General features: G+C 59.7%; 15 protein-coding genes. 11 read left to right on the top strand and 4 right to left on the bottom strand.

Annotated elements, in window-relative coordinates; all coding sequences use genetic code 11:
- Positions 1–69 precede the first annotated feature (69 nt).
- The gene (locus tag G4C92_RS01380) at positions 70–1,059 is read left to right on the top strand and encodes a 50S ribosomal protein L11 methyltransferase (protein ID WP_274940846.1); all 990 of its coding nucleotides are present in this window, start codon (positions 70–72) and stop codon (positions 1,057–1,059) included.
- Positions 1,060–1,137: 78 nt separating this feature from the next.
- Here G4C92_RS01380 and truA read toward each other — a convergent pair whose 3' ends face one another.
- Positions 1,138–1,881: a tRNA pseudouridine(38-40) synthase TruA gene (gene truA, locus G4C92_RS01375; RefSeq protein ID WP_274940845.1), complete on the bottom strand. Its 744-nt coding sequence runs from the start codon at positions 1,879–1,881 to the stop codon at positions 1,138–1,140.
- A gap of 98 nt (positions 1,882–1,979) precedes the next feature.
- On the opposite strand from truA, the gene G4C92_RS01370 reads away from it, so the two are divergent.
- Together G4C92_RS01370 and thiI are read left to right on the top strand one after the other, a co-directional pair.
- Entirely contained in the window at positions 1,980–3,137 is a 1,158-nt protein-coding gene (locus tag G4C92_RS01370) for a cysteine desulfurase family protein (protein ID WP_274940844.1), read from the top strand.
- A gap of 13 nt (positions 3,138–3,150) precedes the next feature.
- Positions 3,151–4,332 (top strand): tRNA uracil 4-sulfurtransferase ThiI, encoded by a 1,182-nt coding sequence (gene thiI, locus G4C92_RS01365; protein WP_274940843.1) that lies wholly within the window; start codon positions 3,151–3,153, stop codon positions 4,330–4,332.
- A gap of 178 nt (positions 4,333–4,510) precedes the next feature.
- Here the strand turns inward: thiI and G4C92_RS01360 are convergent, their stop codons facing one another.
- A complete protein-coding gene (locus tag G4C92_RS01360) occupies positions 4,511–4,744 on the bottom strand; it encodes an HPr family phosphocarrier protein (RefSeq protein ID WP_274940842.1) in 234 nt (77 codons plus the stop codon).
- 174 nt (positions 4,745–4,918) lie between these two features.
- Between G4C92_RS01360 and mtaB the strand changes: the two genes are divergently transcribed.
- The 8 genes from mtaB to G4C92_RS01320 all read left to right on the top strand — a co-directional run bounded on the left by mtaB (position 4,919) and on the right by G4C92_RS01320 (position 11,322).
- Positions 4,919–6,217, top strand: coding sequence for a tRNA (N(6)-L-threonylcarbamoyladenosine(37)-C(2))-methylthiotransferase MtaB (gene mtaB / locus G4C92_RS01355; protein WP_408611786.1), 1,299 nt, complete (start codon positions 4,919–4,921; stop codon positions 6,215–6,217).
- A gap of 129 nt (positions 6,218–6,346) precedes the next feature.
- Positions 6,347–6,622, top strand: a complete 276-nt coding sequence (locus tag G4C92_RS01350; protein WP_274940840.1) for an IreB family regulatory phosphoprotein — start codon at positions 6,347–6,349, stop codon at positions 6,620–6,622.
- A gap of 3 nt (positions 6,623–6,625) precedes the next feature.
- The gene (ruvX, locus tag G4C92_RS01345) at positions 6,626–7,072 is read left to right on the top strand and encodes a Holliday junction resolvase RuvX (RefSeq protein WP_274940839.1); all 447 of its coding nucleotides are present in this window, start codon (positions 6,626–6,628) and stop codon (positions 7,070–7,072) included.
- A complete protein-coding gene (locus G4C92_RS01340) occupies positions 7,035–7,298 on the top strand; it encodes a DUF1292 domain-containing protein (protein WP_274940838.1) in 264 nt (87 codons plus the stop codon). The genes ruvX and G4C92_RS01340 overlap by 38 nt, the downstream gene beginning before the upstream one ends.
- Before the next feature lie 112 nt (positions 7,299–7,410).
- Positions 7,411–9,018, top strand: coding sequence for a ribonuclease J (locus G4C92_RS01335; protein WP_408611785.1), 1,608 nt, complete (start codon positions 7,411–7,413; stop codon positions 9,016–9,018).
- Between the two features lie 60 nt (positions 9,019–9,078).
- Positions 9,079–9,420 carry a YlbF family regulator gene (locus G4C92_RS01330; protein WP_274940836.1) on the top strand — a complete coding sequence of 114 codons (342 nt, stop codon included), beginning with the start codon at positions 9,079–9,081 and terminating at the stop codon, positions 9,418–9,420.
- Positions 9,417–10,097 (top strand): O-methyltransferase, encoded by a 681-nt coding sequence (locus G4C92_RS01325; RefSeq protein WP_274940835.1) that lies wholly within the window; start codon positions 9,417–9,419, stop codon positions 10,095–10,097. The genes G4C92_RS01330 and G4C92_RS01325 overlap by 4 nt, the downstream gene beginning before the upstream one ends.
- On the top strand, positions 10,084–11,322 hold the full coding sequence (locus G4C92_RS01320) for a peptidase U32 family protein (RefSeq protein ID WP_274940834.1): 1,239 nt from the start codon (positions 10,084–10,086) through the stop codon (positions 11,320–11,322). The genes G4C92_RS01325 and G4C92_RS01320 overlap by 14 nt, the downstream gene beginning before the upstream one ends.
- A gap of 7 nt (positions 11,323–11,329) precedes the next feature.
- On the opposite strand, the gene dprA is transcribed toward G4C92_RS01320, so the two are convergent.
- Both dprA and G4C92_RS01310 read right to left on the bottom strand, forming a co-directional pair.
- Positions 11,330–12,298, bottom strand: a complete 969-nt coding sequence (dprA, locus tag G4C92_RS01315; RefSeq protein WP_274940833.1) for a DNA-processing protein DprA — start codon at positions 12,296–12,298, stop codon at positions 11,330–11,332.
- Between the two features lie 97 nt (positions 12,299–12,395).
- On the bottom strand, positions 12,396–13,904 hold the full coding sequence (locus G4C92_RS01310; RefSeq protein WP_274940832.1) for a YifB family Mg chelatase-like AAA ATPase: 1,509 nt from the start codon (positions 13,902–13,904) through the stop codon (positions 12,396–12,398).
- Positions 13,905–13,911: the final 7 nt, after the last annotated feature.

Here is a 13,911-nt window from a genome sequence, read left to right as displayed (position 1 = left end):
CGGCAGCCGCCGGCTCCTCTCGAAGGGACCGGCGGCTTTCTGCGCTTATGTGCGCAGCGGGAGAAGAATATGAGATGGAATCGGTTTACCATCCGCACCACAGAGGAGGCGGAGGATCTGGTGAGCGGCATGCTGGCCGGACTTGGATATGAAGGCGTGGAGATTGAGGATAAAAAGCCGGTGACGGCGGAGGAAAGCGGAGGACTGTTCGGTGATGTGGTGCCGGATCCGGAGCCGGATGACCATGTGGCGCTGATTTCCTTTTATACCGAACCGGAAACGGATCCGGCGGAGACGATCCGGAATGTGAGCGGGGCGCTGGAGGAGATGCGCGCCTACGCGGAGATCGGAGAAGGAACCATCACGCGGTCCGTCACGAAGGAAGAGGACTGGATCAACAACTGGAAGCAGTACTTCCGCAGCTTCCGGGTGGATGACATCTGGATACAGCCGACCTGGGAAGCGGACGAGGCGGTGCCGGAGGATATCACGATGGTGCTTCATATCGACCCCGGAACAGCCTTCGGAACCGGAGCCCACGAGTCGACGCAGCTGGCGATCCGTGCGCTCCGGAAATATCTGAAGAAGGGCGGACGTGTGCTCGATGTCGGCACCGGGAGCGGCATTCTCGGCATCGTGGCGCTCAAGAGCGGCGCGGCCCATGTATTCGGAACGGATCTTGACGAGAATACGCTGCCGGCCATCACGGATAATCTCGCCGCCAACGGGATCAATGACCGGGACTTTGAACGGGTACTCGGCAATATCGCGGATGACCGGGCTGTTCAGGACGCCGCGGGATACGAATGCTATGATGTGGTCTGCGCCAACATCATCGCCGAGATCCTCGCGGGGATCACACCGGAGATTCCCCGGCACCTGAAGCCGGGCGGCGTCTACATCACGTCCGGTATATTGAATGAGAGGGAAGAACTGGTCAGAGAAGCGGCCCGGAAGGCAGGACTTCGGGAGACGGAGGTGACACGTCAGGGCGGCTGGTCCTCGATGGTGTTCACAAAGCCGTCCGGTCAGGAAAAAGCGGAAGAGGCCGCACGCTGACCGGTTTGCCCGGAGGGAAGGCAGCTCCGTGCTCCGTCCGGGGACCGGCCTGCGCCGTCAGGGCTGAAAGCTGCATGCTCAGTGATAGCGCACCTCCATCAGCGTCAGACCCTGCGCGGGCGCGGTGGGGCCGGCCATCCGGCGGCTCCGCGCCTCGAGCAGCGCGTCCATGGATTCGGGATCACGCCGGTGCTCGCCCACCTCGATGAGCGTACCCACGAGAATCCGGACCATGTACTGGAGAAAGCCGTCGCCGATGAAGCCGATATCGATTTCATCGGCTGTTTCCGTGATGCGGATGGTGCGGATCGTCCGTACGGTTGACTTGTTCATCCGGGGATTGCCGCAGAAACTCCGGAAATCATGGGTTCCCATCAGCTGAAGCGTCGCGACCTTCATCGCCTCCACGTCAAGCGGCCCGCCGCGGTATTCGTAGACATACTTCCGGTCAAAGACGTGAAACGCCTTTTTGGTGACGATCCTGTAAAGATAGTATTTGTTCGAAGCGTTGTAGCGGCTGTGAAACCGCGGAGCCGCTTCCTTCACTTCCAGCACGCCGATGTCGTCAGGAAGATAGCGGTTGAGATAGGCGAGAATTTCCGCAGGTTCATACCCGCCTTCGGTCCGGAACTGCGCCACCTGACCCCGCGCGTGCACGCCGGCGTCCGTTCGGCCGGCGCCGTGAACATCGACTTTCTCGCCGGTCATACGGGAGAGAATGGTTTCGAGCTTGTTCTGGATCGTGTTGTCTGTATCGCCCTGCTTCTGCCAGCCGTTGTATCTGGTTCCGTCATAGGCGACGATCATACGGTAATTCTTCATGTCTGCCTCGTTTCATACCTTCTGGTTTTGGAAGTATCATAGCATGTTTTCATGAAAATGTGGTCAGAAACACCGGTCCTGTGCTATAATCGACAGCTATGAGCGAAATCTATTTTGATAATTCATCCACGACGCAGCCTTCCGAGGCAGTGCGCCGGATTGTGATGAAGACGATGACAGAGGATTACGGCAACCCGTCCTCGCTTCACAGGAAGGGCGTGGAGGCCGAGCAGTACCTGAAGGAAGCCCGTTCTGTGATCGCACGGATTCTCCGCGTTTCGGAGGAGGAGATTTATTTTACATCGGGCGGTACAGAGTCTAACAACTGGGCGCTGATCGGGAGCGCGATGGCCCGGCGGAGGCAGGGCGGCCGGATCCTGACAACCGCGATGGAACACCCGGCGGTATCCGAGCCTCTGCGTGTGCTCAGAGACTTCGGGTTTTCCGTCGAGACGATTCCGGTGAGCCGGGCGGGAGCACTGGATATGGAAGCGCTCCGGCCGATGCTGGACAGGGATGTGATTCTCGTTTCGACAATGTACGTGAACAATGAGATCGGTGCCGTCGTACCGGTGAATGAGGTCGCGTCTCTGGTGCATGCATCCTCACCGGACGCGCTCTACCACGTGGACGCGATCCAGGCCTTCGGGAAGTTTCAGATTCAGCCGCGCAGGAGCGGCATCGATCTGCTCTCCGTCAGCGGTCATAAGCTGCACGGACCGAAGGGAACGGGATTCCTCTATATCCGGAAAGGAGCGCGGGTGCTTCCGCTGATTTACGGAGGAGGCCAGCAGGGCGGGATGCGCTCCGGGACTGAAAACGTACCGGGCATTGCCGGACTGGGTGTGGCGTGCCGGGAAGCGTACACGGATTTTGATGAGAAGAGGAGCCATCTGACCGCTCTCCGGGATCATCTGGAGGAGGGTCTCCGTGCGCTGCCCGATGTGGTGATCCACGGGGCGGACGCGCCGGAGCGGGCACCGCATATTGTCAACGCCTCTTTCCCCGGCGTGGGGTCGGAGGTTCTGCTTCATACGCTGGAGGACCATGGAATTTATGTCTCTGCGGGTTCGGCCTGTTCCACCCACAAGAGGCATGCGAGCCCTACGATGACCGCGATCGGCGCGCCGAAGGAGGAGACTTCTTCCTCTATCCGGTTCAGCTTCGCGGAGACGAATACGATGGAGGAGGTCGATACGGCGCTTCGCGTGCTTGCGGACGTGCTGCCGATGCTCCGCCGCTATCAGGCGCACTGAACGGGAGAAAGACATGTTTCATACCTATCTGATCAAATACGGAGAAATCGGCATCAAGGGAAAGAACCGCCATGTGTTCGAGGATGCGCTTGCAAAGCGGATCCGGCTGGCGCTGGATCATATTCCGGGCACCTTCGAGGTCACGCATGAGCGGGGAAGGGTTTATGTCACATGCGGCGGAGACTGGGACAGCGCCGAGACGGTCGGAGCGCTCCGGCATGTGTTCGGCATCGTCGGCATCTGTCCGGTGCACACCTATCCGGCGGTGGATCCGGCGAAGCTGAAGGACGATATCGTGGATTACGTCTCGAAGGAGCACGCCGGAACAAAGGCGACGTTCAAGGTGAAGGTTCGCCGCGTGGACAAGGAATATCCGGGGACTTCCATGGAGATTGCCGCCGGTCTCGGAGAGGCGATTCTGGAGCACTTCCCGGAACTGACGGTTGACGTGCATCATCCGGATGTTCTCTTTGACGTGGAGATCCGGGACACGGTTTACATCTACTCGAAGACGATCCCGGGCCCGGGCGGCATGCCGGTCGGCACGAACGGACGGGCAATGCTCTGTCTGTCCGGCGGTATCGACTCGCCGGTGGCCGGGTGGATGATCGCAAAGCGCGGCGTCGTGATCGACGCGGTTTACTTTCACGCGCCGCCCTACACCTCAGAGCGCGCGAAGCAGAAGGTGGTGGATCTCGCCCGTCAGGTGGCGGCGTACGCGGGTCCGGTCCGGCTTCATGTGGTGAATTTCACGGATATCCAGCTGGCAATCTACGATACCTGTCCGCATGAGGAACTGACGATCATCATGCGCCGGTATATGATGCGGATCGCGGAGCACTTCGCGCGGCAGAATGAGGATCTCGGGCTTGTGACGGGGGAGAGCATCGGTCAGGTGGCGAGCCAGACCATGCAGTCTCTTCTTACGACCAACGCGGTGGTCAGCCTCCCGGTCTATCGGCCGCTGATCGGTTTTGACAAGAGTGAAATCGTTGAGATGGCACAGCGTATCGGCACCTATGCGACGTCGATCCTCCCGTACGAGGACTGCTGCACGATTTTCGTCGCGAAGCATCCGGTGACAAAACCGGTACCGGAGGTGATCGAGCGGTCCGAGGCGAAGCTTCGCGGAAGAATCGAGGATCTGGTGGACAAGGCGATTGAGACGACGGAGATTTTCACGGTGAAGCCGTGATCCTCCGGCGGCGCAGGACAGGCAGACGGAGGAGGGCCGGAAGCGGAACGCAGTCCGCCGGCGCCTGCTGTTTTTCCAGAAGCAAAAAGCTCTCCCGCAGAAACGGGAGAGCAGGACATATTCCTTATTATATTTATGAAACGACAGCACGGCCTGCGTCGTGTCCTCCGGCATCCGTTCAGACCAGGTAAGGATCCAGTACCTTCAGAACCTCGTCGAGTTTTTCGCCGTCCGCGTGAATATCGAGCTCGATGGGCTGCGAGAGATCGAGGCTGAAGATGCCCATGATGGATTTGGCGTCGATGACGTAGCGGCCGGAAACGAGGTCGAAATCGAAGTCGAAGCGATTGATGTCGTTGACGAACCGCTTGACCTTTTCAATCGAGTTGAGCGAAACTTTCACCTTCTTCATGCATATCCTCCTGATTGACAGGCATATCGCCTGATTCTGTCTGACTTACCGTTTTTAATCTTAGCTTTAATCAAAAGGCGAGTCAAGCCCTTTGATCGAAGGAGTACGAAGTTGCAAAAAAAGGCTGCATTTCATAATCTCGGCTGCAGGGTGAACGCCTATGAGACGGAGGCGATGGCGGAGCAGCTTCGCCGGGCCGGCTATGAGATTGTTCCGTTCGCTTCCGGCGCGGACGTCTATGTGATCAATACCTGTACTGTAACGAATATTGCGGACCGGAAGTCAAGGCAGATGCTTCACCGGGCGAAGGAGATGAACCCGGAGGCCGTTGTCGTGGCCTGCGGGTGCTACGCAGAAGACGCGGGCGAAGCGATCCGGAAGGACCCTCAGGTGGATCTGGTCGTCGGCAACCAGTCAAAATCCCGGCTTGCCGAACTTCTCGGGGCGTATCTCGAAGGGAGAGACGGGAACGTCTCCCCCGCTGTCGCCGGCGCTTCGTCGTATGATCCGCTCAGCATCGACACCGCGGAGGGACGGGCGCGGGCCTTTCTCAAGATTCAGGACGGATGCAATCAGTTCTGTACCTACTGCATGATTCCGTATGTGCGCGGACGGGTGCGGAGCCGGGCGGAGGAGGACGTGGTGAGCGAGGCGGAACGGCTGGCGGAAAACGGCTACCGCGAGGTGGTGCTGACCGGTATCCACATCAGCTCCTACGGGATGGATCTCGACACGCCGGGCGAGAACAGGCAGACTCCGTTCGCCTCCGAGGCGGAAACGAACGAGCGTCTGCTTCGGCTGATCCGGGCTGTCGCGGCGGTCCCGTCCGTCCGGCGCGTCCGGCTCGGATCGCTTGAGCCCGGCATCATGACGGAGGATTTTGTCGCGGCGCTCGCGGATATTCCGGAGATCTGTCCTCAGTTCCACCTGTCGCTGCAGAGCGGATCGGAGGCGGTGCTTCGCCGCATGCAGAGACGTTACACGGCGGCGGATTACGAACGGATCGTGGGCAGGCTCCGCCGCACATTCTCCTGTCCCGCGATCACGACGGATGTGATTACCGGTTTCCCGGGAGAGACAGAGGAGGAGTTTGAAGAAACGGTCGATTTCGTCAGACGGGTCAACTTCGCGAAGATGCATGTCTTCAAGTATTCCAGGAGAACCGGAACGAAGGCGGCCTCGATGCCGGATCAGATCCCGGAAGCCGTGAAGCACCAGCGGAGCCTCCGCCTGATCGACATGGACCGGACGATGCGTCACGCGTACGCGTCGGCCTTTCTCGGGCGGGACGTGGAGTTTCTCGCCGAGGATGAAGCAGTGCGGGACGGGCGGCTTTGCCGCAGCGGCCATACGAGAGAAGCGCTGGAGGGCCTTTTTGACGGAGACATGCGGGAGGGTGAGATACGCCGTCTCACCGTGACCCGGGTGCTCGGGGACGGGACGCTCGTCCTGACCCCGCTGATCGGCGCTTGATCATATCGGAAAAGCAGTGTAGAATATGAATAAGTGTAGTCGGATGGATCTGTCACCGCTGCGGATGAGGGCCGGAACTTCCGCGGAGTCTGCTTCCGCATGGTGCCAGATACGCAAGGAGTGGATGACATGGTAAATTCGAACGCAGGAAACACGCAGTATTTCAGCGTGAAGACAGAGCCGGAGATCAGGGTGAAGGATGTTCTCAGCGTCGTCTACACGGCGATGGAAGAGAAAGGCTACAACCCGGTCAACCAGATTGTCGGATACATTATGTCCGGTGACCCGACTTATATCACGAATTACAAGGGAGCCCGGAGCATGATCATGAAAGTGGAGCGCGACGAGCTGGTCGAGGAACTTTTGAAGGAGTACATCCGCAACAAGGCCTGGGAAGACCGCTGAGGGATGCGGGTGCTCGGACTGGACTTCGGGTCCAAAACAGTAGGCGTCGCCGTCTCGGATCCGACCGGGACGCTTGCCCGCGGACTGGAAATTATCCGCAGAAAGCAGGAAACCCATCTTCGGAGCACGATGCGGCGTATCGGAGAACTCTGCGCGGAATACGGCGCGCAGGCGCTGGTGCTCGGCTATCCCCTTAACATGGATGATTCTGAGGGCGAGCGCGCCCGGAAGACAAAGGCTTTCGGCGACATGCTGAAGCAGAAGTTCTCACTGCCCGTCTATTACTGCGACGAGCGGCTGACGACCGTGGAAGCGGAGGAAATCATGGAAGCAGTCGGAATCCGGAAGGATGAGTACGGGAAACATGTGGACCGCATCGCGGCGGCGGTGATTCTTCAGGACTGGTTGGACAATGACAGAGACAGTGACATTTACCGGCGAGAACGGTGAGCAGACGGTTTTTTATATTGAGGAGCAGGCGCGTGTGAACGGTACGGATTATCTTCTGGTGTCGGATGCACCGGAAGGAGACGCGAATGCCCTCATTTTAAAAGATATCTCAGATGAGGCGAGCGCGGAGGCGGAGTATGTCCCCGTGGAGGACGAAGCCGAGCTGGCGGCCCTCATGAAGGTCTTCAATGAGATGACGGATGATGACACGGATATCCTGATGTGACGGAAGCATGACAGGAACGTGCGCTTTATGAAAAGGAGGTTACTTTTTGGCTAAGAAACTGAATAAGGAGAAGCTGAAGATCATACCGCTTGGCGGCCTCGAGCAGATCGGTATGAATATGACGGCGTTTGAGTACGGCGACAGCATCATTGTCGTCGACTGCGGGCTGGCTTTTCCGGAAGACGACATGCTCGGAATCGACTTTGTGATTCCGGACGTGACTTATCTTGTGGAAAATTACTCAAAGGTCAAGGGCTTCGTCATCACGCACGGGCATGAAGACCATATCGGAGCGATCCCGTATGTCTTCAAGAAGCTGAACGTACCGATCTACACGACGCGGCTGACGATGGCGCTGATCGAGAAAAAGCTCGAAGAGCACGGGATGATGAAGAGCGTCAAGCGGAAGGTCGTCAAATTCGGCCAGTCGATCAATCTCGGTGATTTCCGCATCGAATTCATCAAGACCAACCACAGCATTCAGGACGCCGCGGCGCTTGCGATTTATTCCCCTGCCGGGATCGTGGTCCATACCGGGGACTTCAAGGTCGATTACACGCCGGTCTTCGGCGATGCCATCGATCTGCAGCGCTTCGCCGAGATCGGAAGAAAGGGCGTGCTGGCGCTTCTCTGCGACAGCACCAACGCGGAGCGTCCGGGCTTCACGATGTCCGAACGGACGGTCGGAGTCGTCTTCGACCGGATTTTTGCCGAGCATCAGAAACAGCGTCTGATCATCGCGACCTTCGCTTCGAATGTGGACCGCGTGCAGCAGATCATCAATTCCGCTGTCAAATACGGACGGAAGGTCTGTCTTGAGGGGCGCTCGATGGTCAATGTCATCGGCACGGCCGTCGAGCTGGGCTATATCGACGACTCAAAGCATACGCTGGTCGAGCTGGATGATCTGAAGAATTATCCGCCGGAGAAAACCGTGCTGGTGACGACCGGCAGCCAGGGCGAGTCCATGGCGGCGCTGTCGAGAATGGCGGCCAATATTCATAAGAAGGTCAAGATTATGCCCGGCGATGTGATCGTCTTCTCCTCCCATCCGATTCCGGGCAACGAGAAAGCCGTCTCGAATGTCATCAATGAGCTGTCCGAGATCGGAGCGGAAGTGATTTTCCAGGATACGCATGTTTCCGGACACGCCTGCCAGGAGGACATCAAGCTCATCTATGCGCTGGTCCGGCCGAAGTACGCGATCCCGGTGCACGGAGAGCGGAGACATCTTCAGGCTCAGGCTCATATCGCGGAATCCCTCGGGATCCCGAAGGAGCGGATCTGGCTCCTTCATACGGGAGACGTGCTGGAGATCGGTGATGAGTCGGCAAGAATCATCGGCAAAGTACAGACCGGCGGGATTCTCGTCGACGGGCTCGGTGTCGGCGATGTGGGCAACATCGTGATCCGCGACCGTCAGCATCTGGCTGAGGACGGCATCATCATCGTGGTCATGACGCTCGAACAGCACAGCAACCATCTTCTGGCCGGACCGGATCTCGTCTCAAGAGGGTTCGTGTACGTCCGTGAGTCGGAGGGCCTTCTCGAGGAGGCGGACGCCGTGGCTTCGGCGGCGGTGAACAAGTGTCTGGATCACAATATCACGGACTGGTCGAAGATCAAGACGGAGGTCAAGGACGCGCTCAGCGATTTCGTGTGGAAACGGACGCAGCGGCGGCCGATGATTCTTCCGATTATCATGGAAGCTTCTCTGTAAGAATTATGCGGGGCGTTCTGAACGGCGAGTCAGAACGCCTGTTTCTGGAGCAGACGGGGAATGGATTACGAGATAGAGGAATGTACGGAAAAGCTGGTCGATTCGATCAGAAACAGCAGTGATTACAGGCGGTATCTGGAATGTGAGGAGGCGCTGGAAAAGTTTCCGGGCGTCTTCGATCAGGTCATGGAACTCCGCAAAAAGACCATTGAACTGTATCAGGATCCGGACAATGGAAATCTGATGGAAAATTCCGACGAACTCGGAAAAGAGTACGAGCGGCTGGAGAAGCTGCCGGAGGTGAACGCCTTTCTGGAAGCCGAGGAGGATCTGGTGCGGATTCTGAACAATGTGAGCGCCAGCGTGGTCAATTCGGTGAAGATGCGGGTGCCGAAGCCATGAGGCCGGGTGAGGGGCGGCTGGATGTATTCTGCGACAGTCTGGAATCTCCGATGCCGGATGTGCTCCGGTCGATCGAGAACGAGGCGGTCCGGGACGGCGTTCCGGTGATTCGCCGCGGGACCCGCCGGGCACTGCGTATGCTGCTGGCACTGAGGAAGCCGAAGACGGTTCTGGAGATCGGAACCGCCGTCGGCTTCTCTGCTGTCTACATGTATCTGGAGGGCGGCGCGCCGGTGACGACCATCGAGAACCGTCCGGAACGGATCCGTGAGGCGCGCCGGAATATCGTCCGCGCGGGAGCGGAAGGCGGCGTCCGGCTGCTTGAGGGAGACGCCCGGACGATTCTGCCGCAGCTGGACGGTCCCTATGACCTGATCTTTCTCGACGCGGCGAAGGGTCAGTACATCACGCTTCTTCCGGAGCTTCTGAGGCTCCTTTCAGGGGACGGAGTGCTGGCCGCCGACAACATCCTCGAGGGCGGCGAGACGCTGGATTCGCGTTTTGCCGTGGAACGGCGGAACCGGACGATTCACGCGAGAATCCGCGCATACCTCGAGGCGGTTTACGCCAATCCGGAGCTGACCACGACCATTCTGCCTGTGGGAGACGGGCTGGCAGTGTCATGCCGCGCCGAAGGAAGGGGCAGTCTGAGAGGAGAAGAAGATGAGACATCCTGAGCTTCTGATTCCGGCCGGTTCGCTGCCGGTTCTGAAGACTGCGGTCCGCTATGGGGCGGACGCGGTCTATATCGGCGGCGAGACGATGAGCCTTCGCGCGAAGGCGAGAAATTTCAGCGCCGGAGAGATGAGAGAGGGCATTGAGTTTGCCCACCGATACGGGAAAAAGGTCTATGTGACGGCCAATATTTTCGCACGTGACAGCGATCTGGACGAAGCGGCACGCTATTTCGGAGAGCTGGAATCAATGGAGCCGGACGCGCTTTTGATCGCGGATCCGGGTATGTTCCGGCTGGCCCGCCGCTGTGCGCCTGCCGTGCCGATCCATATCAGTACACAGGCCAACACCACCAATTCCGAGTCCGCCGTCTTCTGGCATGATCTCGGCGCTTCAAGGATCGTAACGGCAAGAGAGCTTTCGATCAGCGAGCTGAAGGAGCTGCGCCGGCGGATTCCTCCGGATCTGGAACTGGAGGTGTTCGTTCACGGGGCGATGTGCATTTCCTATTCGGGCCGCTGTCTTCTGAGCAGCTATCTGGCTGGCCGGGACGCCAACCGGGGAGCCTGCACGCATCCCTGCCGGTGGCGGTACGCGGTGATGGAGGAGACGCGCCCCGGCGAATATATGCCGGTGGAGGAGAATGAGCGCGGCACTTATATCTTCAACTCCCGGGACCTCTGCATGATCGATCATCTGCCGGATCTCTACGAGGCCGGCATCGACAGCTTCAAGGTGGAAGGCCGGATGAAGACAGCGCTTTATGTGGCGACCTGCGCGCGCGCGTACCGGATGGCGATGCGCGACTATGAGACAGACCCGGCTCTGTATGAATCGAGACGCGCATCATACCGCGGGAAGGTTGCCGAGGGAACTTACCGAAGGTTCACCACCGGATTCTTTTACGGCCGGCCCGGCCGGGATGACCTGATTTATGACAGCAATACCTATCGCAGGACGTATATCTATCTGGGAACCGTGAACGACATCGACAGCCGGGAACGTGCCGTGATCCTGCAGAAGAATAAATTTCTTGCCGGGGATGTCATCGAGATCATGAAGCCGGACGGCAGGGACGTGAAGGTGCAGGTACTCGGAATCTTCGACCGCGACGGACTGGAGCAGCCTTCGGCTCCGCATCCGCAGCAGGAGCTGCATCTTGCGCTGGATGCGGAAGCAGAGCCGGGAGATATTCTCCGGATGGCGGAGCAGCCGGAAGGGGTATAAGGCACAGTCAGGGTCTTGAACGCACATAGCAGCCCCGGAGCTCCTCCTCGGCGTAGCCCTCGATCACAAGAGAAGTAAGAGCGGACAGAACCGATGAAATCTCCATTCCCAGAGCGTCTGACAGTATGTCCGGTGTCGCTGTGTCTTCGAAAGACAGAGCGCGGTAGATCCGGCGCGCCTCTTTGGTAAGGGCCGGATCGGAGAGAACCCGCTCCTCCTGCTTTCGCCTCAGCGCCATCGCGGAATCGGCGGAGTCGGCGAAGCTCAGCGTGCTGCGGCTCATCTGGAATTCATTCAGAAGCGCTTCGGGCGCATACGCGATGCCGGCTCCCTGGGCGATCAGATAATTGCAGCCGTCGGAGAGATGATCCCCGATCCGACCCGGGACGGCGAACACGTTCTTTCCCTGCTGCAGGGCAAAGTCCACGGTCAGATTCGTTCCGGAACGGAGCTTTGCCTCCACGACGAGCACGAGATCGGCGAACGCGCTGATCAGACGGTTGCGGGCGGCGAACTGGCGGCCGATCGGCGGCGACCCGGGCTTCAGCTCCGACAGGACGCCGCCGGATTCGATGAGCTGCCGGTAGAGGGGCTCGTTGGCCGGAGGATAGCAGACATCCGGACCGGATCCGAGTACGCCGAAGCTGCGACCGCCCGCCCGGAGTGCACCTTCCTGCGCATAACCGTCGACGCCGACGGCCATCCCGCTGATGATCTGGATTCCCCTTGAGGCCAGCGCGCTTCCGAATTCCGCGGCGATCCGGTGACCGTACGGGCTGCACATCCGCGATCCGATGATCGCACAGGCTGGCTGGTCGTCGCGAGGCAGATCCCCGATGAAGTAGAGGGCGTGCGGCATGGAGGGAAGTCCCTTCAGGCGGTCCGGCCAGTCTGTGTCGGTGTCCCGGATACACCGGACTGCAGGGTGAAAATCCGCGGACGCGCTGTCGGCGAATGCATTTCTTTCTTCTGTCATTTCGCTGATCCCTTTCGATTATGTTCTGCGGCGGGTGACTCACGGATACGGATTTCTCCCGGTCCGGCGCAGCTTCCGCGTTTCCCTTCTGCTGCGTTTATGATAGCATACGGTAGACCAGCGCTTCCTCTGCGTGCCTTCCGAGTATGACATCCGAGCCGTCCAGATCGGCGATGGTGCGCGCAACACGAAGCACCCGGTGGTATCCGCGGGCGCTGAGCGCAAAGCGCCGGAAGGACGAGGAAAGAATCCGTTCCGCCTGCTCATCCGTCACGCAGAATTCGGGGATCCGGCCGGCCGGAATCTCCGAGTTGAAATGCCAGGAGACGGACGCAAAACGGTCCGCCTGGATCAGCCGCACGGTCTCCGCTCTCTTCCGCATGGAAGAAGAGGATTCGCCGTCCGGCGAGCGGGCGGTCAGGTCGTCATAGCTTACCGGACTCAGCTCGATGCACAGATCGATCCGGTCGAGCAGCGGTTTTGAGATCCGCCCCATGTAGGACCGGATGTCCGCCTGCGTGCAGGTGCAACGGCTGAGATCCGGGTAATAGCCGCAGGGGCAGCGGTTCATCGCGGCCAGCAGGAGAAAGCTGGCCGGAAAGCGGAAGCTGCCGGTCGCTCTTGAGATGACGATTTCCCGGTCCTCCAGGGGCTGCCGTAGAATTTCCAGGGCCTGCCTTGAGAATTCCGGCATTTCGTCCAGAAAGAGCACGCCTCTGTGAGCCAGTGTGATTTCGCCGGGGCGCGGAATCTTTCCGCCGCCGGCCAGCGCCTGAGGCGAGATGGTGTGATGGGGATGGCGGTAAGGCCTTCTCCGGATGACCGGGTGTTCCGGGTCCAGCAGACCGGCGATGCTGTAGATCTGCTCGATCTCCAGCTGTTCGTCTCCGGTCAGCCGGGGTAGGATGGAGGGGACGCGGCGGGCGATCATGGTCTTGCCCGATCCGGGCGGCCCGGCGAGCAGCAGATTATGAAAGCCGGCGGCCGCGATCAGGGCGGCCCGTCTGGCGAAGGACTGGCCGCGTATATCCCGGAAATCCGGCGCCGTCCCTTCCTCATCGCCGCTGTCCTTTTCTTCGGGGAGAGGCGGCGCCGTTCCGTTCCGGAGGTATTCGACGGCCTCGTGGATGGTCTTTACCCCTACTACCGTGATGCCGTCTACGGAAAGAGCCTCGCGTGTATTGCCGGAAGGAACGATCAGTGCGCGCAGGCCTTCCTTCCGTGCACGGATCGCGATGGGAAGGACGCCGCTGATCGGATTGACGCCTCCGTTCAGACTGAGCTCTCCGACGGCCATCAGACCGTCCAGCGAGGAGGCGGGGATCTGTCCGGCCGCAGCGATGACGGTCAGGGCGATGGGGAGATCATAGAGAGAGCCGCTTTTCGGCACATCGGCCGGGGAGAGGTTGACCGTGATCCGGCGCGCGGGAAGCGTGATCCCGCTGTTGCGGAAGGCCGTACGGATCCGGTCCTCCGATTCCCGGATCTGCGCGCTCAGATAGCCGACCATGACGAAGCAGGGAAGACCGTCGCTGATGTCGGCCTCTACGGTGATCGGAAGGATATCAAGGCCGAAGACGGCGGCGGAGCGGATGCGGTTGTACATTTTCGTC

The organism is Chordicoccus furentiruminis, assembly GCF_019355395.1.
Classification (GTDB): domain Bacteria; phylum Bacillota; class Clostridia; order Lachnospirales; family Lachnospiraceae; genus Chordicoccus; species Chordicoccus furentiruminis.
This window is presented reverse-complemented; position numbering and strand designations above follow the sequence as displayed.